Genomic DNA, 19,643 nt, shown 5'->3' on the forward strand with positions numbered 1-19,643 from the left:
CGCGGCGGATGGCTTTCCAGGCCGGACGAGTCAATTTTTGAACTGGTGGGTATTGACTTAGGCGCACCCGGGCGTATTATTTGTACTCGCTAGTTCTTTATTGAACTCAGCCCGCCGCCCCGGTATCGGTACTCCCTCCCCCTCCCCCCGTCCGATACCGGGGTCTGGCCTTTTCTCCTTCCCCTTGCTTGCTCGATATCGCGCGGTGGACTCCGCGGGCTGACGCGTGCTCCGATAACCCGGTCGCGGGCGCTCGAAGGAACGTGCATGTCGCCGGATCTTGGATTGTTGCTGGTGTGCATGCTGGCCGTGGGTTTCCTCGCCCAGTGGCTGGCGTGGCGGGTCAGGCTGCCGGCGATCCTGTTCCTGCTGCTGGCGGGCATCGTGATGGGGCCGGTGGTCGGGGCGTTGCAGCCGGACCGTCTGCTGGGGCCGCTGCTGTTTCCGATCGTGTCGCTGGCCGTGTCGGTGATCCTGTTCGAGGGCAGCCTCACCCTGCGCTTCAGCGAGCTGCCTGATATCGGCCACGCCGTGCGCGGTCTGGTGACCTATGGCGCCATCGTCGCAGTACTGCTGCTGGGCGTGGCCGCGCATTACCTCGCGGGACTGAGCTGGGAAGTGGCGCTGTTGTTTGGCGCACTTACCTGCGTGACGGGGCCGACCGTGATCGCGCCGATGCTGCGCACCGTGCGCCCGAACGCGCGCATTGCAAATACGCTGCGCTGGGAAGGCATCGTGATCGATCCGCTGGGCGCGCTGTTTGCCGTGCTGGTGTACGAAGCAATCGTCTCGCGCCAGCAAGGCCACACGGTCGGTGTCTTCATCGCGGTCCTCGTGTGCGGCGTGGTGGTGGGCTTGTTGACGGCGATGCTGCTGGCGTTTCTGCTGCGGCGACAGCTGATTCCCGAGTATTTGCAGAACTACGGCACGCTGGTCGCGGTATTGCTGGCGTTCTCGCTGTCGAACACTCTCACGCATGAATCGGGCCTGTTGGCGGTGACCGTGATGGGCATGGCGCTGGGCAACATGCGCGGCGTGCACATCGACGACATCCTGGATTTCAAGGAAAACCTCACGACGCTGCTGGTGTCGAGCCTTTTCATCCTGCTGGCGGCGCGGTTGGCGTGGCCGTTGCCGCCGGGCGTGTTGTGGTCGGGGGTCGCGATCTTCATCGTGGCGCAACTGATCGTGCGCCCTGTCACGGCGACGTTGGCCACCATCGGCAGCACGTTGAACTGGCGCGAACGCGCGCTGATTGCTTGGGTGGCGCCACGCGGCATCGTCGCGGCGGCGGTATCGGCACTGTTCGCGCTCAAAATGGATGCGCTGGGGCTCGATGGCGCCAAGCAGCTGGTGCCGCTGGTGTTCATCCTGATCATTGGCACGGTGGTGTTGCAGAGCGCCACGGCGCGTCCCTTGGCACGCTGGCTGAAGGTGGCCGAGCCCGATCCCACCGGCGTGTTGATCTACGGCGCGGACGCTGCGGCACGCCTGGTAGCTCACTCGCTGATCGATGCAGGATTTCGCGTGATCGTGGCCGACGAGCAATGGCGCGATCTGCATGCCGCGCGCATGGAGGGGTTGCCCACGTTCTACGGGCATCCGGCGACGGCGTATGCCGAGCGTCATCTGGATCTCACCGGCATGGGCCGCCTGCTCGCCATGTCGGCCAATCGTGAGCGCAACGCGCTGGCCTGCGTGTATTACCGCCAGGAATTTGGTCGCGGCCGCGTCTATCGCCTGCTCAATGAAGACACGCATGACGCGCACGAGCGCACGCAATGGGGAGGCCACCTGCTGGCACCCGCGTTGTTCGCCGCGGACATGACGCACGAGAGGTTTGCCGAGCGCCTGGCGGAGGGTTGGCTGACCAAGGCGACACGCCTGACCGCGACCTTCGATTGGCCGCACTTCATCGAGCAGTACGGCTCCAGCACGGTATTGCTGTTTGGCGTGGAAGAAAAAGGCGCCTTGCGGGTTGCGTCCATCAAGCGAGAGCTCGAGCCCCGGCCGGGTTGGCTGGTGATCGCACTGGTGCCGCCGGAAAACCTGCGTCCGGTCGGCTGAATCACACGTCTTCCCTGCGTGGCGCGCGCGGGAAGCGCAGGACAGGGCCGCGCTTCCCACGCACGCGCCGGCGTCCTTGCCGGCTCACGCGATGGATGACGTCACGCTGCGCTGGCGTGGCGAGAGGCGTGGAACTGCGACTCTTCGGTGGAACCCTTGAGCGCGGTGGTCGACGACTGGCCCTGCTGGATGGCCTGGGTCACGGCGTCGAAGTAGCCCGTGCCCACTTCGCGCTGATGCTTCACCGCGGTGAAGCCACGCTCGGCGGCGGCGAACTCCTTCTCCTGCAGCTCGACGAAGGCGCTCATCTGGCGACGGGCATAACCATAGGCCAGATCGAACATGCCGTAGTTGAGGCTGTGGAAACCGGCCAGGGTGATGAACTGGAACTTGTAGCCCATGGCGCCCAGTTCCTTCTGGAACTTGGCGATGGTGGCGTCGTCGAGGTTCTTCTTCCAGTTGAAGCTGGGCGAGCAGTTGTAGGCCAGCAGCTTGCCCGGGTACTTGGCGTGGATGGCCTCGGCGAACTTGCGCGCTTCTTCCAGGTTCGGCTTGCTGGTTTCGCACCACACCAGATCGGCATACGGCGCATAGGCGAGGCCGCGGCTGATGGCCTGGTCCAGGCCCGGACGCACGCGGAAGAAGCCTTCCACGGTGCGCTCGCCGGTGACGAACGGCTGGTCGTTGGCATCGATGTCGGAGGTGAGCAGGTCGGCGGCATCCGCATCGGTGCGCGCCACGATCAAAGTCGGCACGCCCAGCACGTCGGCGGCAAGGCGTGCGGCGTTGAGCTTGTCCACCGCCTCGCGCGTCGGCACCAGCACTTTGCCGCCCATGTGGCCGCACTTCTTCACCGAAGCGAGCTGGTCCTCGAAGTGCACGCCGGCAGCGCCGGCCTCGATCATCGCCTTCATCAACTCGAACGCATTGAGCACGCCACCGAAACCGGCTTCCGCATCAGCGACGATCGGCACCATCCAGTCGATCTCGTTGTTGCCTTCGGCGTGATGCAGCTGGTCGGCGCGCAGCAGCGTGTTGTTGATGCGCTTGACCACTTGAGGCACGGAGTTGGCCGGATACAGAGACTGGTCCGGATACATCTCGCCGGCGAGGTTGGCATCGGCAGCTACCTGCCAGCCGCTGAGATAGATCGCCTGCAGCCCGGCCTTCACCTGTTGCATGGCCTGGTTGCCGGTAAGTGCACCCAGCGCGTTGACGAAGTCTTCCTTGTGCAGCGACTTCCACAGACGCTCGGCGCCTCGGCGGGCCAGTGAGTGCTCGACCGTGACGGTGCCGCGCAGGCGTGCGACGTCTTCGGCGCTGTAGTTGCGCTGGACGCCGTTCCAGCGGGGGTTGTTGGTCCAGTCGAGCGCGATCTGTTCAGAGGTGGGCAGCGTGTTCTTCATGAGGTGACTCCGTTGCGTGTGCGAATGCGCTTTGTTGTGTGACGCGCACTGTGCGCGGCTGGGGTAGTTTCGCTGTGCAGGCTTTTCGCGCACTGGGTGCGCTCCTGCAGGGGCTGTCAGGCGAGCTGGCTGTAGGCCGCAAGGGTGAGGAAATCGCCAAGTTCGTCGGCGTGCGTGAGCTGGCGGAGCAAGGCGGCGGCCTGCTCCGCACGATGCGAATACGGACCCTTCTCTTCGATCAGCCGATGCGTGTGCTTGGCCAGCGAGTGGTCGAACAACGCGAAGTCGATCGGCGCGTGGTCGGTGAATTCCAGCGGGCCAAGGTGCAGCCACTGCCATAGCTGCGCGCGTGCGATCTCGGCGGTGGCGGCGTCTTCCATCAGGTGATGGATTGGCACGCAGCCCTGCCCGTCCAGCCACGACGCGGTGTAGCGCAGTGCCACGTCCACGTTGTTGTCGAAGCCGGCGCGGGTGATGGTGCCGCTGCACGGCGCGATCAATTGATCGCGCCCGACGTCGACGTCGGCACGCGCGACATTGAGCTGGTTCGGCGACGGCATGTACTTGTCGAACACTTCCTGCGCCACCGCGACCAACGCGGGATGCGCCACCCAGGTACCGTCGTGTCCGGCCTGCACTTCACGCAGCTTGTCCGCGCGCACCTTGGCCAGCGCGGCGTCGTTGGCTGCCTCGTCGCCCTTGATCGGAATCTGCGCTGCCATGCCGCCCATGGCGAGCGCACCGCGGCGGTGGCAGGTCTGGATGAGCAGCTCCGAATAAGCCTTGAGGAACGGCACGGTCATTTGCACCTGGCCGCGGTCCGGAAGCAGGCGGTCGCGGTGTGCGCGGAAGGTCTTCAGGTAGGAAAAGATGTAGTCCCAGCGTCCGCAGTTGAGACCCACCACGCGACCGCGCAGCGCATGCAGGATCTCGTGCATCTGGAACACGGCCGGCAGCGTCTCGATCAGCACCGTGGCCTTCATGCACTCCGGTGGCAGGTCGAGTGCGGCTTCGGTCGCGGCCATCACCTCGTTCCACAGCGCGGCCTCTTCCATCGCCTGCAGCTTGGGCAGGTAGAAGTACGGGCCGCGATCGCGCGACAGCAACCTGCGTGCGTTGTGGAAGGCAAACAGGCCGAAATCCACCAGCGCGCCGCTCATCGGTTCGCCATCGACGGTGATGTGGTGCTCCGGCAGGTGCCAACCGCGCGGACGCACCACCAGCACGGCGGGGTTGTCGTTCACCCGGTAGTGCTTGCCTTCCGGCGAGGTGTATTCGATCGAGCCGTTCACCGCATCGCGCAGGTTGATCTGGCCGTCGATCTGGTTGGTGAAGGTGGGCGCCGAGGAATCCTCGAAGTCGGCCATGAAGACCTTCGCGCCGGAGTTGAGCGCGTTGATGATCATCTTGCGCTCGACCGGGCCGGTGATCTCCACGCGACGGTCGCGCAGCGCGGCCGGGATCGGGGCGACGATCCATTGGCCCTCGCGGATGGCCAGGGTATCTGCGCGGAAGTCCGGCAGCTCGCCGGCGTCGATCCGCGCCTGCCGTGCCTCGCGGGCCGCCAGCAGGGCCTGGCGCCGGTCATCGAACTGACGATGCAGGCCGGCGAGGAACGCCAGGGCATCCGGAGTGAGGATGGCGGCGTGCTCCGGGCGGGTCGCGGCATCGACTTGGGCGGGCGGCGGAGCAATGCGTTCCTTGGGGACAGCCATGGCGGATCTCCGTGATGACGATGGGATGACACTAGGTCACGGAAATTGGCTTTGACAAAGCAAATGTTTCAATTTTTGATATTGTCTATTTCAATGCTATTCGTAACTCATTGAGATGGCTGGCATGAAATCGGGCGAAAATCGACTGAGTAAGCCGAAAAAGCGCCATGCCGCGCCGGCAAAGCGCCGAAAGGACGCGAACGGCCAAGGTGGCGAACCGGGTCGCTACTACTACAAGGGGAACCGCCAGAAGCAGATGCGGGCCTTCGTCTACACCGTGAAGCTGGGCACCCTGACGCGCGCCGCGGAGGCGCTTTACCTGTCGCAGCCGACAGTGAGCCTGCAGCTGCAGGCGCTGGAGCGGGAGCTCGGAGTCAGCCTGCTGGAGCGACGTCGCCGCCGCATCAACCTCACCGACGCGGGCGAGGCGCTGTACGAACTGGCCCGGCCGCTGGTCGAAGGCTGGGAGAATCTCGACCGCGACTTCCACGCCAAGGTGAAAGGCTTGCAGGGCGGTCGCCTCACCATTGCGGCGGGCTCGTCCACCATCCAGTACCTGCTGCCCGACCTGGTCCGCCGTTACCGCGAACAGTTCCCCGAGGTGCAGCTGCAGTTGGCCAATGTCACCGGCAAAGACGGCATGGCGCTGTTGCGAGCGGACGAAGCGGATTTCGCGGTGGGTTCCATGCTGGATGTGCCCAACGACATCGCGTGGGCGCCGGTGCACCACTACGACCCGATGCTGATCACGCCACTGGACCATCCGCTGGCATCGATGTCGAACGTGACGCTGCAGGACCTTTCCCCCTACGGCTTGATCCTGCCGCCGCAGCGGCTATCCACTTATCGTCTGGTCGACCTGGTATTCCAGCAGCGGCAGGTGCCCTACCGCGTGGCCATCGAGGTGGGCGGCTGGGACGTGATCAAGGAATACGTGGCGATGGGGCTGGGCATTTCCATCGTCACCGGCATCTGCATCACGGAGGCCGACCGCTCGCGTTTGGCCGTCCGAAACATGAAGCAGTATTTCCCCCAGCGCAGCTACGGCGTGGTGATGCGCAAGGGCAAATTCCTCAGTGCCGAAGCGCGCGCATTCGTGGATCTGGTGAAGCCGGGTTTGCTGACGCATCGCGATTACGACGAATCGGGGCATTCCGAGCGCTGACAGAATGCTCCTGTAGGAGCGCACCCTGTGCGCGATAGGCGCCTAACGAAAGCGACCTCACCGATATCGCCAGAACCCGGCACTGGGCCGTGCCGCCGGCTTGCTGTCGCGGACAGGGTGCGCTCCCACAAGTGAGGCTAGTCGTTCGCCCCGCGATGCTTGCCCCGATAGGGCGTGAACAGCGCGCGGATCCGGACCATGTCGGCATCGGGGTCGTCGGTGGTGCGCACCACCGGGCCGAAGGTGAAGGTCTTCGTCGGGTAGTCCAGGAACAAGGTCTGGATCGGCACGCCCGCGTCGTGCGCGATGCGCAGGAAGCCGGACTTCCAGTGCTTGACCTTCTTGCGCGTGCCTTCGGGCGTGATGCCCAGCCACATGCGGTCCTTTTCCTGGAAGCGCTTCACCATCTGGTCGACCACGTTGAGCGCGGCGCTGCGATTGATGGCAATCATGCCGATCGGACGCAGGATCAGGCCGAGCGGGCCCTCCAGCACCTCGCGTTTGATCATGATGTTGATGTCCACGCCCAGGCCGATCTTCATCAGCAGGCCGTAGTAGCCGTCCCAATAGGACGAATGCGGCGCGCCGATGATGATCAGCTTGGGCTCGTTCGGCAGTTGGCCGAGGAGCTTCCAGCCGGACAGTCGCAGCAGGCAGCGCGCGAGCCACGGCCAGAATCGGCTGTTGAGCTTGGGAGCCTCGGGCGGGGCAGGGGGGAGCATCGGGGTGCTCATTCACGACTCCAGTCACGCGAACGCGTTTGCTTGATCTTGCCGCGTTGCTGTTTGCCGGCAAGCCGGCGCTCCTGCGAGCCGCGGGTGGGTTTGGTGGCGACGCGGGCTTTGGGAGCCACCAGTGCGCCACGGATGATTTCGGCCAGGCGATCGCGTGCATCTTCGCGGTTGCGGGACTGGTCGCGAAAGCGGCGAGCCTGGATCACCAGCACGCCGTCGTCGGTAAGCCGGCGATCCCGTCGCGCCAGCAGACGCGCACGCACGGGCTCCGGCAGGGACGGCGACTGGGCGACATCGAAGCGCAGTTCGACGGCGCTTTCGGTGCGGTTGACGTGCTGGCCACCGGGACCATCGGCTCGCAGGAAGCGCTCGGTCAGCTCGGTCTCGGGCAGGACGATGGATCGGCTGACGTTGAGCATGGCGCAAAGTTTAGCGGGGGCGCATGACACGGTGCCACGCCGCACTGCGGCATCAGCCGGTGGGAACCGCCCAGCCGAAGCGTTCCAGCAGCGCGCGATACGCCGGATCCAGGGGCGCTTCGAGCCGCAGGGGCTCGCCGCTGACGGGGTGCGCAAAACTCAGTCGCCAGGCGTGAAGAAGCATGCGATGGCAGCTGAAGTATTGCTTGTACAGGCGGTTATGGTCGCCGCGGCCATGCTGGCAGTCGCCGATGATCGGGTGATGGATGTGCGCCATGTGCTTGCGGATCTGCCGGAACCGGCCGGTATGCGGCTCGGCCAGTACCAGCGCGTAACGCTGCTGCGGATAGCGGCCCAGGGCGATGGGCACTTCCACCGTGGCCAGTCGCTGGTAGCTCGTGCTGGCGTCACGCCGCGGGCCGGTCTCGCGTGAACCGGGCAGGGGATAGTCCACCACGCCCTCGGCGGGGTCGGGCCAGCCGCGCACGACTGCCAGATACTGCTTGTGCACGTCGCGGCCCATGAACTGTTCGCCCAGCGCGGCGGCAATTTCACTGGAGCGCGCCACCAGCAATACGCCGCTGGTGGCGCGGTCGAGGCGATGCGCCAGGTAGGTGATGCCGCCGACCTGTTCGCGCAGCTGGTCGATCAGGAACTCTTCGGCGTTGCCGACCATCTTGGAGCGGTGCACGGCCAGGCCCGCGGGTTTGTTGACCGCGATGAGGGCGTCGTCTTGGTAGAGGATGTCGAGCATTTGAACAGCCGGAAGTGGGAGTGGTCCGCGCACCTCGTCAAGGCCGTCATGCCGGCGCAGGCCGGCATGCAGTATCGGCATGCCAGGGTGTTCGCGCAGACAGTTCACCAGGCGTCACGAGAATCAGTTGTTGCGCTACTTGGTGCCGGCCTGCGCCGGCATGACGGTGGGGGAATCAGGGGCGGCGAGGCCAACCCCACGCAAAAGACAGCAGCCCGGCAACTGCCGCGACCGTGGCCGGCCATGCGCCGTGTTCCAAAGCCTGCGTCCACAGCACCGCCGCGCCGACCAGCAAGCTGCCGCCCAGCAGACCGAAGGCCAGCGAACGACGCGAGCGATGCATCTCCTCGCGCCGCTGCGCCAGCTCCAACGGATCGTCCACCTGCGCGCGCTCGCCCTTCGCCACCTGGCGCAGCGCATCGCGGATCAGTTCCGGAAACTGCGGTGCCGCGTGGAACCATTCCGGCAATCGTTTGCGCGCTTCCTTCAACGTGCGCAGCGGGCTGTATCGTTCGCGCAGGATGCGCTTGAGCACCGGATGCGCCACCGCCCAGATGTCGATCTGCGGATCGAGCATGCGGCCCACGCCCTCGATGTTGAGCAGGGTCTTCTGCAGCAGGATCAATTGAGGTTGCAGCGTGAGCTCGTAGCGGCGCGCGGTCTGGAACAACTTGACCACCAGCTCCGCGAGCGAAATCTGCGAGAGCGGCCGGGTGAAGTAGGGTTCGCAGACGGTACGCACGGCGGCAGTGAGTTCGTCGATGCGCACGGTGGAAGGCATCCAGCCGGCATCGACATGCAGCTGCGCGATGCGCGCGTAATCGCGCTCGAACAGCGCGATGAAGTTCTGCGCCAGCCAGTACTGGTCCGCTTCCGGCAGCGAACCCATGATGCCGAAATCCAGCGCGATGAAGCGCGGTTCCGTCGGCCGCGTGGTATCGACCCAGATGTTGCCGGGGTGTGCGTCGGCGTGGAAGAAGTTGTCGCGGAATACCTGCTCGTAGAACACGCGCACGCCCTTCACCGCGAGCGCCTTGCGGTCGATGCCGGCGGCATCGAGTTCGGCGATGTCGTCGCAGCTCACGCCGTAGACGCGCTCCAGCGTCAGCACGCGCGCGGCAGTGTGATCCCAGTGCACGGCGGGCACGTACAGGTCCACGCCGCTTTCGAAATTGCGGCGCAGCAGGCTGGCGCTGGCGCCTTCGCGCTGCAGGTCCAGCTCGTTTTCCAGCATCTTTTCGACTTCGGCCACTACGTCGAGCGGGCGGATCTTGTCGGCATTGGGATGCCAGCGCTGGGCCAGTTCGCCGAGCGAGCGCAGCAGTTTCACGTCGCGCGCGATCTGCTTGTCGATGCCGGGGCGCAGCACCTTCACCACCACCGCGCTGCCGTCGTGCAGGGTGGCGGCATGCACCTGCGCGATGGACGCGGAGGCGAGCGGCATTTCGTCGAAACTGGAATAAAGCGTAGCGATCGGCGCCTTCAGTTCCTGCTCGACGATGGCACGTGCTTCGGCGCCGGGAAAGGGCGGCACCTGGTCTTGCAGAAGCGCGAGTTCATCGGCGATGTCGGCCGGTACCAGGTCGCGGCGCGTGGACAGCACCTGACCGGCCTTCACGAAGATGGGGCCCAGGTCGGTGAGTGCCAGGCGCAGGCGTGCGCCGCGCGACAGGCCTTCCACATTGATGCGCGGCTTGGCCACCAGCGGACGCACCAGCTTCAACGGGCGGAACAGGTGGGCGGCATCGACCAGTTCGTCGAGGCGATAAGCCAGCAACACGAAAGCGACGCGCATCACACGCGGTACGACCTTCAGCGGTGTCGTCACGCGGCGGGTCCCTTCTTCAGGCGTTGCTCAAGGCGAGCGAGGCGGGCTTCGAGGCGATCGCTGCGTTCGCGCAGCTCGTCCACACCGTCCAGGAAACTCTCCACTTCACCGGGCGCGGCAGCGACGCGGGCCTCGTCGCGCAACCAGTCGGCGGTGTCGGTGGTGAGATGGCTGGCGGTCTCCTTGGCATGCGCCAGGCCGTTGCGCACGGCCTTCGCCAGCGGCACGCCGAGCACGTCGCCGAAGGTGCGGGCGAAGGCTTCCTCGAAATCGGGCGCGAATTTGCTGGCGAGTTTTTCCAGGCGACGCGCAAGATCGGCGTCGCCGGCGATGTCCACCTTGCCCGGTGACACGCCTTCCTCATCGCGGCGAGCCAGCATCGCCAGCAGGCTGCCCGGCGTGGCGGCCACGCGCAGATGGCTGTCGTCCTGCGCGGGGCCGACCTTCAGGCGCCCGCCATCCACCGTGACCGACAGCGCCAGTTCCGGACCACGCAGATGAAGCTGCACGCTGCGTCCGTCCAGCGAGGACAGGCGCGAGACGGTTTCAGGGTCCAGCGAAAGCGTGTGGTTGAGTGCGGTTTCCAGTGCGCGGCCGGCGAGGGCGCGCAGCGGGCGGGGCAACAGGGAGCGGGGCGTGGCGTTCATGTTGCGATTGTAGCGGGTGAGGGCGCCGGGCCACCTCCGGCGCCCCGGTAGGAGCGCACAGAGCGCGCGATTGGGGGTATGAGGCAACGCTATGAAACCGCGGTCTCTGAAAACATACCGTTCCCGCATCACTGCTCCGCGACCTCCCCTTGGGGATAGGCTTTTCGCGCACTGGGTACGCTCCTACAGGTGTCCCTGTGAAGCTCAGGCGGCGCCGCTGAAACCCAGCTGCCGCCATGCCTCATACACGGCAATGGCCACGGTGTTGGAGAGATTCAGGCTGCGGCTGTCTGGACGCATCGGCATGCGCAGGCGTTGTGTCTCGGGGATCGCGTCGAGCACCTCGCCGGGCAGGCCGGCGGTTTCGCAGCCGAACAACAGGGCATCGCCTTCGGCAAAACGTGCATCGACGTGGGCCACGCGGCCGCGCGTGGAGAAGGCAAACACGCGTGGCCGGCCGATGCCCTCGAGGCAGCTGGCGAGATCGTCATGCACGGCCAGCTGCGCGAATTCGTGGTAGTCCAGGCCTGCGCGTCGCAGGCGGGCATCGTCCAGCTCGAATCCCAAGGGGCGGATCAGGTGAAGCGAGGCGCCGGTATTGGCGCACAGCCTGATCACATTGCCAGTGTTGGGGGGAATTTCCGGTCGGTAGAGGATGACGTGTAGCATCCGGCCATTATCGGTGGTCTTCCCTGGCGGGCGAAACGGTGAGCGTCCTTGCTCAACCGTTGGCGCGCGGGCACACCACGCCGTCGGGCGGCAGCGAACAGGCAACCGGGGCAGCGATCAGCTGGCCGGCGCTGCCAGCTGCGGCGAGGCGGATGGCGTCGGGCGAAGCGTTCACCATGGCACCCAACACGAGTCCGCAAACCATCAGGCAAGCAACGAACAGGCCGCGCAGCATCAAGGCTTCGAATTTCATGATCATGTCTCCGATGAAAGTGGGTAAGTCCTGCATGGTAGATATGGCAAGGTGCGTGCCAACCCCGCATTCACCTACAAGTGACTGTCTTTGCTTGAAATTATGAAAAGTCAGGTGCGCGCGATAGCTGTCCGCGGACAGCGACCGGGCGCGGCCGGACAGCCGGACGGACAGTGGTCCGGGCACTAACACCTGTGCCATTGGTCATTTGCCAAAGCCCCGGAGCAGTGGCTAGCTTCCGGCGTTCACCAGCCGAAACACCAGGAGTTGTCGTGATGGCAAGAAAGCCCCTCGCCCTGCTCGTCGCAGGATTGCTCAGCGTCTCGGCCGGCCTTCCGGCGGTCGCTGCCCCCAATGCGGCGGCGGAACTGGCCGCGACGGCCGTCCCCGACATCGCCTACACCCGCTTCACCCTGCCCAACGGCCTGACCGTGGTGGTGCATGAGGACCACAAGGCGCCCGTGGTGGCGGTGAGCATCTGGTACCACGTGGGTTCGGCCGACGAGCCCAAGGGCAAGACCGGCTTCGCGCATCTGTTCGAGCACCTGATGTTCTCGGGCTCGGAGAACCACAAGGGCGTCTACTTCCAGCCGTTCGAGCTGGCCGGCGCCACCGACATGAATGGCACCACTTGGTTCGACCGCACCAATTACTTCGAGACGGTGCCGACCACCGCGCTGGACATGGCGCTGTGGATGGAATCGGATCGCATGGGCCATCTGCTGGGCGCCATCGGCCAGAAGGAACTCGATACCCAGCGCGGCGTGGTGCAGAACGAAAAGCGCCAGGGCGAGAACCGCCCCTACGGTCGCGTGGACCAGAACATCCTGTCCAACACCTACCCGGGCAACCATCCGTACCAGCACGACACCATCGGTTCGATGGCCGATCTCAACGCGGCCTCGCTGGGTGACGTGAAGCAGTGGTTCCACGATTACTACGGCGCTGCCAACACCACCCTGGTGCTGGCCGGCGACATCACCGTGGCCGCAGCCAAGGCCAAGGCCGAGAAGTACTTCGGCGACATTCCGGCTGGCCCGCCGGTGCCGCGCCAGCAGGCGTGGATCACCCCGCTGACCAAGTCCACTCGTGGCGTGCAGCACGACCACGTGGCGCAGCCGCGCATCTATCGCACCTGGGTAGTGCCGCAGTTGGGAGCGGATGACGCGATCCAGCTCGACCTCGCCTCCACCGCGCTCGGCGGTGGCAAGACCTCGCGCCTGTATCAGCGCCTCGTTTACCAGGACAAGCTCGTCGACGACGTCTCGGCCAGCATTTCGCCGTTCGCGCTGGCCAGCCAGTTCCAGATCCAGGCCGATGTGAAGGACGGCGTGGATCCGGCCAAGGTCGAGGCCGTGATCGACGAGGAGCTGAAGAAGTTCATCGCCGAAGGCCCGACCGCCGACGAGCTGGAGCGCGCCAAGATCGGCAACCGTGCCGGCTTCGTGCGCGGCCTGGAAAAGGTCGGCGGCTTCGGCGGCAAGGCCGTCATTCTGGCCGAGGGTCAGGTCTACCGCGGCGATCCGGGCGCCTACAAGAAGGACCTGGAACGCGCCGACGCAGCCACTCAGTCCAGCGTGAAGGCAGCCTCGGCAAAGTGGCTGAGCAAGGGCGATTACCTGCTGACCGTGCTGCCCGCCGGCAACGACTTCAATCCGGATACGGAAGACGCCAAGGTGGTCGCGCTGTCGGCGGCCGAGGGTCGTCCCGCGCCGAAGATGCCGGCGAAGCAGAGCTACACCGTCGGCAAGAACCAGGTCGATCGCAGCAAGGGCGTGCCGCAGGTGACGCAGTTCCCTGACCTGACCTTCCCCACGCTGGAGCGCGGCAAGCTCAAGAACGGCATCGAAGTGGTGCTTGCGCAGCGCCACACGGTTCCGGTGACGCACGTGCAGCTCATGTTCAATGCCGGCTATGCCGCCGACCAGGGTCACAAGCTCGGCACCGCCAGCTTCACCACCACGCTGATGAACGAGAGCACCAAGGATCTCGATTCGGTGGAAGTGGCCAAGCGCAAGCAGCGCCTGGGTGCGATCACGCGCATCGGTTGCGGGCTGGATGCCTGCTCGGCCTCGCTCAATGCGTTGAACGACCAGTTGCAGCCATCGCTGGCGCTGTTCGCCGACATCGTGCGCAACCCGGCCTTCAAGAGCGACGATATCGAACGCGTGCGCGGCCAGTGGCTGGCCGGCATCGCGCAGGAGAAGACGCAGCCTACCGCGCTGGCACTGCGTACGCTGCCGCCGCTGCTGTACGGCGCCAATCACGCCTACGGCATTCCGTTCACCGGCTCGGGCACCGAGGCGGCCATCAAGTCGATGCAGGCGTCGGATCTGTCGGCGTTCCAGCGTGACTGGCTGCGCCCGGACAACGTGAAGATCCTCGTCGCCGGCGACACCACGCTGCAGCAGATCATTCCGCAGCTCGATGCCGCGTTCGGCGACTGGAAGGCGCCGTCCAGCGCGATCCCGAAGAAGAACATCACCGCGGTGGCGGCGCAGGCCAAGCCGCGTGTGTTCCTCATCGACAAGCCCGACGCTCCGCAGTCGCTGATCCTCGCCGGCCTGCTGGCGCCGTCCAGCAAGGCGCCGAACGAGCTGGCCATCGACGTCGCCAACGGCGCCTTCGGCGGCAGCTTCACCTCGCGTCTCAACATGAATCTGCGCGAGGACAAGCGCTGGGCCTATGGTGCTTTCAGCTTCATGCGCGATGCGATCGGGCAGCGTCCGTTCCTGATGTACGCGCCGGTGCAGACCGACAAGACGGCTGAATCCGCGCACGAGATCGACAAGGAGGCCACCGAGGTCGTCGGCACGCGTCCGCTCACCGGGCAGGAGGTCGACAAGATCAAGGACTCCAACGTGCGCGGCCTGCCGGGCAGCTTCGAGACCAGCGCGGAAGTGCTGGGCGCGATGAGCGAGATCGTGCAGTACGGACGTCCGGACGATTACGTGCAGACGCTCAAGGCCCGCACCGAAGCCATCGGCCAGCCCGATGCGCAAAGCGCGCTGAAGGAGATCATCCAGCCGAAGGCACTGACTTGGGTGATCGTGGGCGACCTCAAGAAGATCGAGCAGCCGGTCCGTGCACTCAACCTGGGCGAGATCCAGGTGATCGACGGCGACGGCAAGCCGGTACCGTCGAAGTAAATGTTGATGTCATAGGGGGACCGGTTCACGTCCCCGGGTTAGGATGGAGGCCGGGCGGGTAACCGCCCGGCCTTTTCATGTCACGTTTGCGGAGCCATCCATGCGCAAGACTCTGTTGTTGCTCGTTCCCATCGCGCTGCTCGGCGCCTGCACCTACGGCATCACGCTGGACGATGCCGGCAAGAACGTTCGCACGGCCTGGAGTGGCGACATGTCTTCCTGCCGTGACCTGGGCAAGGTCACCGTGTCCGTGATGGATCACGTCGGCCCGATGAACCGCAACGACATCAAGGTGCGTGACGAGCTGGAAGTAATGGCGCGCAACGAAGCCGCCAAGATGCACGCCGACACTATCAAGCCGCTGGGCGATCCCGCCGACGGCTCGCAGCCCTGGGGTGCCTATCAGTGCGGCAACGCCCAGCTCGCGCCGGCTGGGCGCCCGGGCGCTCCTGCCAATCCGGCTAACCCTGCCAGCCCGGCTTCGGCGCCCAGCGGGTTTCAGACCTATCCGGTCAAGAACAACTGAGGGAGCGCACCCTGTGCGCGACAGACGCTCGGTTTGACGGGGCGGGCGCATAGAGGCGGTGGTGGTCGGCGACGGCCTCTTTCGGCATCTCGCCACCCCATCGCGCAATGGACGCGCTCCTGCAAGGCATAAGGTTTTTACGTGAAAGGCGCCCAAGGGCGCCTTTCTGCTTTTGGCCTTGCCCGGTCGCTGTCGCGCACAGGGTGCGCACCCACGCGAGCTGGTAGCGGGCTCCCTCGTGGCGCCTTTTTCACGTGCGCGGGTTGACGCTCTTGCACGTCCTGGGGTGTGGGCATAAAATTCACATATATATATTACATATATGTACTATCTAGGCCGCACGCCATGAGCAGCTTCCTTCCCACGGAACAACGACTGGCCATCACCTGCCAGCGCCACCCCGCGTTCCCACGGGATCCGGCCGTGCTCGTGCGTTTGATCAAGCACATCTACAAGCGCGTGCATGACGACGCCAACGCCATGCTGCGCCCGTACGGCATCAACCATCCCGAATACAACCTGTTGATGATGCTGTACGGCACGGAGGGCTATGCGTTGCACGCCACCGAACTGGCGGATGCGGCGGGCGAGAAGTCGGCCAACATCACGCGGCTGACCAATGAGCTGTGCGACAAGGGGCTGATCGCGCGCGAGGCAAGCGACGAGGATCGCCGCAAGGTGACGCTGGTGCTGACCGCCGAAGGCGTCGCCCTGATCGAGAGCTTCCTGCCCGACGTGTGCGCGCTGCTGGAGCGCCAGGCGGGTGACATGCAGCCGCGCGAGACGGCGCAGCTCGAGCGTCTGCTGAAGAAGTTCCTTGCGCAGCTGGAGCGGGAATAGGTGATGTCGGCGGTAAGCGCGGACATCCCCTCGACCCGGCGCTTCGCATGGCTGGGCGAGTTCCTGGCGACCGAACGCCAGGCGTGGATCTTCGTGGTCAAGTGCCTGCTGGCCTTCTACATCGCTGCCTGGCTGTCGATGCTGTTCCAACTGGAGCAGCCGTCCACCACCATGATCACGGTGTCCATCGTCATGCACCCGCACAGCGGCATGGTGCTGGCCAAAAGTTTTTATCGGGCCATCGGCACCTGTGCCGGCAGCCTTTGCGGCGTGTTGCTGATGGCTGCGTTTCCGCAGCAGCGCGAACTGTTCCTGCTCAGCCTCTCGCTGTGGGTGGGACTGTGTGCAGGCGGCGCCGTGCTGTACCGCAACTTCATGTCCTACGGTTTCGTGCTGGCCGGCTATACGGCTGCCATCGTCGCCTTGCCCGCCATCAACAATCCGTACAACGTGTTCGATTCGGCGATGATGCGCGTGAGTGAAGTGCTGCTTGGCATCGTGGTCGCCGGGCTGATCAGCGATACCGTGCTGCCCGAGCGATTGCGCCAGGTGCTGCGTAGCGCGGCGCGCCAGCACTATGCGCATTTCATCGAGTTTGCGCGCGGCAGCCTGGGCGGCGCGATCCCGCGCGAGAAGATGGAGCAGGCGCACCTGCAGTTCGTGCGCGCGGCGGTTCAATTGGAGGACCTGCGGGCCTCGGTGATTTTCGAGGACCCCGAGGCGCGCGCGCGAAGCAGTCGCATGCAGCTGCTCAATCTGCGCTACATGGCGGCGGCCACGACATTCCAGTCGCTGCATCACCTCATCAACCGACTGCAACGCAATCACCATCCGCGCACGGCGGGCGCGCTGATCCATCTCTACGCGCCCGTCGGCGAAGCGCTCTCGCCACCGCCATCGGAGCGAGCTGTGCCGCGCTTGATCGCGACGCGGCTGGAAGCCTGCGAGGCGCAGCTTCCGCCGCTGGCGGCCGAGCTGCGCGAAGCGTTGCGCCAGGATCCGGAGTTGCTGTTGGAGTTCGACAGCGGCGCGACGCTGCTGTATCGCTTCGTCAGCGAGCTGCGGGACTTCACCTCGCTGGAGGCCACGCTGCGGGAAACGCAGGGCCGGCTGCAGGGCACGGTGGAGCGCGTGGACTTCAAGCGAGCCAATGACTATGCCGCGCCACTCATCGCGGTGGTGCGCACTTTCCTCACCATGATCACGCTGAGCGCGTTCTGGATACTCACGGGTTGGCCGTTCGGACCCAGCGCCATGCTGCTCGCCACCATCTTCAGCGGGCTGCTCGCCACGTCGCCCTCGCCACTGTCGGCCACGGCCAACACCTGGATCGGCTATGCGGTGGGCATGGCTGCCGCCTATGTCGTGGTGTTCTGGATCATGCCCGGCAGCGATGGCTTCACCATGTTCGTGCTCAGCACGATGCCGCTGCTGCTGATCGGACCCTACCTGACTACGCGCAACGCGACACTGCCGGGCATCGGTGCGGGCTACACGCTGGGTTTCGTGTACATCCTCGCGGTGAAGAACCCGATGGTCTACAACCCCGAGCACTTCCTCAACGACGCCATCGCCTCGCTGTTTGGCCTGATGATGAGCGGCGCCGCGTTCATGGTCATACCCACCGTGATCGGCACCGGATGGCTGCGCCGCCGCCAGCTGGCGCAATTGCGCCGCCAGGTGAGCTTTGCGGCCACCGCGCCGATGGAAGGCCTGCTGTATCGCTTCGAGAGCGCCAACCGCGACCTGTTCCAGCAGATCGTGCAATTCACCCAGCCCCACAGCGCCGAGTCGCGCAGCCTGCTGGCCTGGGGTCTGGCCGTGCACGACAGCGGACGCGCGGTGATCGAGCTGCGCCAGGACATGTCCCATGCCGATCTGCCGCCGCCGTTGATGGAGGTGATGCATCGGGCCGTGGACTCGCTGGCCCGCCTGTACGACGCACCGGACAACGCGCGCTGGCGGCAGGCCGATCGCGCCGTTGACCACGCCATCACGCTGACTACCCAGACCTTGCCGCAAGCGCGTGCAAGCTGCCAGCCCGCGCTGGCGCACCTGCTGCAACTGCGAACCGCGCTGCGCGATGACGAATCCGCGCTGGCGCCCTACATCGTCAAGCCTGCGGAGCCTGATCATGCCTCGTGAAATCGCCCTTGCCGACGCGCTGGTGCCCAGCATCCTCCTGGTTTATCTCGGCTGCCTGCTGGTGCTCTGGCTGATCGACACCATCGTCGGCCGCTATGGCCTGTATCGCTTCGTCTGGCATCCCTCCCTGTTTCGTGTCGCCGTGTTCTTCGTGCTGTTCGGCGCCGTCGGCCTGCTGCTGTATCCCTGAGTCCTTATGAAGATCGAACCCCAAGCCCTGCTTCGTTTCGCCATTACCGCCGTGGTCGTCATCGTGGCGTTGCTGCTCGGCCACGCGCTGTGGCGGCACTACATGTACTCGCCCTGGACACGCGACGGTCGCGTGCGCGCGGAGGTGGTGCGCATTGCGCCGGACGTGTCCGGCCTGGTCACGCGGGTGGCGGTGCTCGACAACCAGGAAGTGAAGAAGGGCGAGGTGCTGTTCGAGATCGATCCGGAGCGTTTCCAGATCGCCCTGCAAACGGCAGAGGCCAACCTGACCGCGGCCAAGGCAAGCGCACGTGCCGCTGGCGCCAACATCGACGCCGTGCTCGCCAGCGCCGCCGCGCGCAAGGCCGAATACGACATGCGCCAGGAGCAGGCCAGGCGCCGCGAACAACTGGCCGAAGTGGTGCCGAAGGAAGAGCGCACCGACGCACGCTCCGCCGCCGAGACCGCGCGTGCCGTGTGGGAACAGGCGCAGGCCAGCGGCCACCAGGCGGGTGCCGCACGCGAGCAGGCCGAGGCCGCGGTGGTGCAGGCGCAGGTCGCGGTGGATCGCGCCAAGCTCGACCTGCAGCGCACCGAAGTGCGTGCGCCGGTCGACGGCTATGTGACCAACCTGGATGTGCGCGTGGGTGACTACGCCGCTACCGGTGCGCCACGTCTGGCGCTGATCGACCGCCACAGCTACTACATCTACGGCTATTTCGAGGAAACCAAGCTGCCGCACCTGCGCGTGGGCGATCCGGTGGAGATCCGTCTGATGAGCGGCGGCACGCACCTCAAGGGCCATATCAGCGGCATCGCGCGCGGCATCACCGACCGCGACAATCCCACCGGCAAGGACTTGCTGGCCGACGTCAATCCCACCTTCAACTGGGTGCGTCTGGCGCAGCGTGTGCCGGTGCGCATCACCATCGACGAGGCCAGCGTGCCCAAGGGCGTGGTGCTGGCGGCGGGCATGACGGCGAGCATCGACGTGCAGCCGCGGCGCGTGCTGGATCGGGACAGCGATTAGGGGGGGCGGCTGTCACGTTGGTGACGGCGCCAGGCGAAGATGTCGTGAAGCCGCACGCAGCACGAGCGGTCGCGCTCGGCGTGTGCTCCTACGGCGGCGTCGGGTTG

17 protein-coding genes are annotated in these 19,643 nt (G+C 65.6%); 8 read left to right on the top strand and 9 right to left on the bottom strand.

The features are described 5' to 3' along the window. Positions 1–267: 267 nt before the first annotated feature. Positions 268–2,067 carry a sodium:proton antiporter gene (locus tag VFG49_RS17925; RefSeq protein ID WP_324863095.1) on the top strand — a complete coding sequence of 600 codons (1,800 nt, stop codon included), beginning with the start codon at positions 268–270 and terminating at the stop codon, positions 2,065–2,067. A 101-nt stretch (positions 2,068–2,168) separates the two neighbouring features. Here VFG49_RS17925 and aceA read toward each other — a convergent pair whose 3' ends face one another. Next, complete coding sequence (aceA, locus tag VFG49_RS17930; RefSeq protein WP_324863098.1) at positions 2,169–3,473, bottom strand: isocitrate lyase; 1,305 nt, start codon at positions 3,471–3,473, stop codon at positions 2,169–2,171. A gap of 116 nt (positions 3,474–3,589) precedes the next feature. After that, positions 3,590–5,188: a malate synthase A gene (gene aceB, locus VFG49_RS17935; protein ID WP_324863100.1), complete on the bottom strand. Its 1,599-nt coding sequence runs from the start codon at positions 5,186–5,188 to the stop codon at positions 3,590–3,592. A 124-nt stretch (positions 5,189–5,312) separates the two neighbouring features. Here aceB and VFG49_RS17940 point away from each other — a divergent pair, with 124 nt between their 5' ends. Continuing rightward, positions 5,313–6,353 (top strand): LysR family transcriptional regulator, encoded by a 1,041-nt coding sequence (locus tag VFG49_RS17940; RefSeq protein ID WP_324863102.1) that lies wholly within the window; start codon positions 5,313–5,315, stop codon positions 6,351–6,353. A gap of 137 nt (positions 6,354–6,490) precedes the next feature. On the opposite strand, the gene VFG49_RS17945 is transcribed toward VFG49_RS17940, so the two are convergent. The 7 genes from VFG49_RS17945 to VFG49_RS17975 all read right to left on the bottom strand — a co-directional run bounded on the left by VFG49_RS17945 (position 6,491) and on the right by VFG49_RS17975 (position 11,657). After that, positions 6,491–7,075, bottom strand: a complete 585-nt coding sequence (locus tag VFG49_RS17945; protein WP_324863104.1) for a 1-acyl-sn-glycerol-3-phosphate acyltransferase — start codon at positions 7,073–7,075, stop codon at positions 6,491–6,493. 8 nt (positions 7,076–7,083) lie between these two features. Further along, complete coding sequence (arfB, locus tag VFG49_RS17950) at positions 7,084–7,506, bottom strand: alternative ribosome rescue aminoacyl-tRNA hydrolase ArfB (RefSeq protein ID WP_324863106.1); 423 nt, start codon at positions 7,504–7,506, stop codon at positions 7,084–7,086. Positions 7,507–7,558: 52 nt separating this feature from the next. Beyond that, entirely contained in the window at positions 7,559–8,260 is a 702-nt protein-coding gene (locus VFG49_RS17955; RefSeq protein ID WP_324863108.1) for a pseudouridine synthase, read from the bottom strand. 175 nt (positions 8,261–8,435) lie between these two features. Beyond that, entirely contained in the window at positions 8,436–10,076 is a 1,641-nt protein-coding gene (gene ubiB, locus VFG49_RS17960; protein WP_414649180.1) for a ubiquinone biosynthesis regulatory protein kinase UbiB, read from the bottom strand. An 8-nt stretch (positions 10,077–10,084) separates the two neighbouring features. Beyond that, entirely contained in the window at positions 10,085–10,735 is a 651-nt protein-coding gene (locus VFG49_RS17965; RefSeq protein ID WP_324863110.1) for a ubiquinone biosynthesis accessory factor UbiJ, read from the bottom strand. Between the two features lie 204 nt (positions 10,736–10,939). Further along, complete coding sequence (gene trmL / locus VFG49_RS17970) at positions 10,940–11,404, bottom strand: tRNA (uridine(34)/cytosine(34)/5-carboxymethylaminomethyluridine(34)-2'-O)-methyltransferase TrmL (protein ID WP_324863112.1); 465 nt, start codon at positions 11,402–11,404, stop codon at positions 10,940–10,942. Between the two features lie 52 nt (positions 11,405–11,456). Then, positions 11,457–11,657, bottom strand: coding sequence for a hypothetical protein (locus tag VFG49_RS17975; RefSeq protein WP_324863114.1), 201 nt, complete (start codon positions 11,655–11,657; stop codon positions 11,457–11,459). Between the two features lie 275 nt (positions 11,658–11,932). On the opposite strand from VFG49_RS17975, the gene VFG49_RS17980 reads away from it, so the two are divergent. The 6 genes from VFG49_RS17980 (at position 11,933) to VFG49_RS18005 (ending at position 19,536) form a co-directional block, all read left to right on the top strand. Next, a complete protein-coding gene (locus VFG49_RS17980) occupies positions 11,933–14,806 on the top strand; it encodes a pitrilysin family protein (protein ID WP_324863116.1) in 2,874 nt (957 codons plus the stop codon). A 100-nt stretch (positions 14,807–14,906) separates the two neighbouring features. Continuing rightward, a complete protein-coding gene (locus VFG49_RS17985) occupies positions 14,907–15,332 on the top strand; it encodes a DUF4156 domain-containing protein (RefSeq protein WP_324863118.1) in 426 nt (141 codons plus the stop codon). 345 nt (positions 15,333–15,677) lie between these two features. Next, the gene (locus tag VFG49_RS17990; RefSeq protein ID WP_324863120.1) at positions 15,678–16,172 is read left to right on the top strand and encodes a MarR family transcriptional regulator; all 495 of its coding nucleotides are present in this window, start codon (positions 15,678–15,680) and stop codon (positions 16,170–16,172) included. Positions 16,173–16,175: 3 nt separating this feature from the next. Beyond that, complete coding sequence (locus VFG49_RS17995; RefSeq protein ID WP_324863122.1) at positions 16,176–18,317, top strand: FUSC family protein; 2,142 nt, start codon at positions 16,176–16,178, stop codon at positions 18,315–18,317. Beyond that, positions 18,307–18,507, top strand: coding sequence for a DUF1656 domain-containing protein (locus VFG49_RS18000; protein WP_324863124.1), 201 nt, complete (start codon positions 18,307–18,309; stop codon positions 18,505–18,507). The genes VFG49_RS17995 and VFG49_RS18000 overlap by 11 nt, the downstream gene beginning before the upstream one ends. Before the next feature lie 6 nt (positions 18,508–18,513). Further along, positions 18,514–19,536 carry an HlyD family secretion protein gene (locus VFG49_RS18005; RefSeq protein WP_324863126.1) on the top strand — a complete coding sequence of 341 codons (1,023 nt, stop codon included), beginning with the start codon at positions 18,514–18,516 and terminating at the stop codon, positions 19,534–19,536. Positions 19,537–19,643 lie beyond the last annotated feature (107 nt).

The sequence above is a fragment of the Dyella sp. genome, assembly GCF_035685885.1.
Lineage (GTDB): Bacteria > Pseudomonadota > Gammaproteobacteria > Xanthomonadales > Rhodanobacteraceae > Dyella.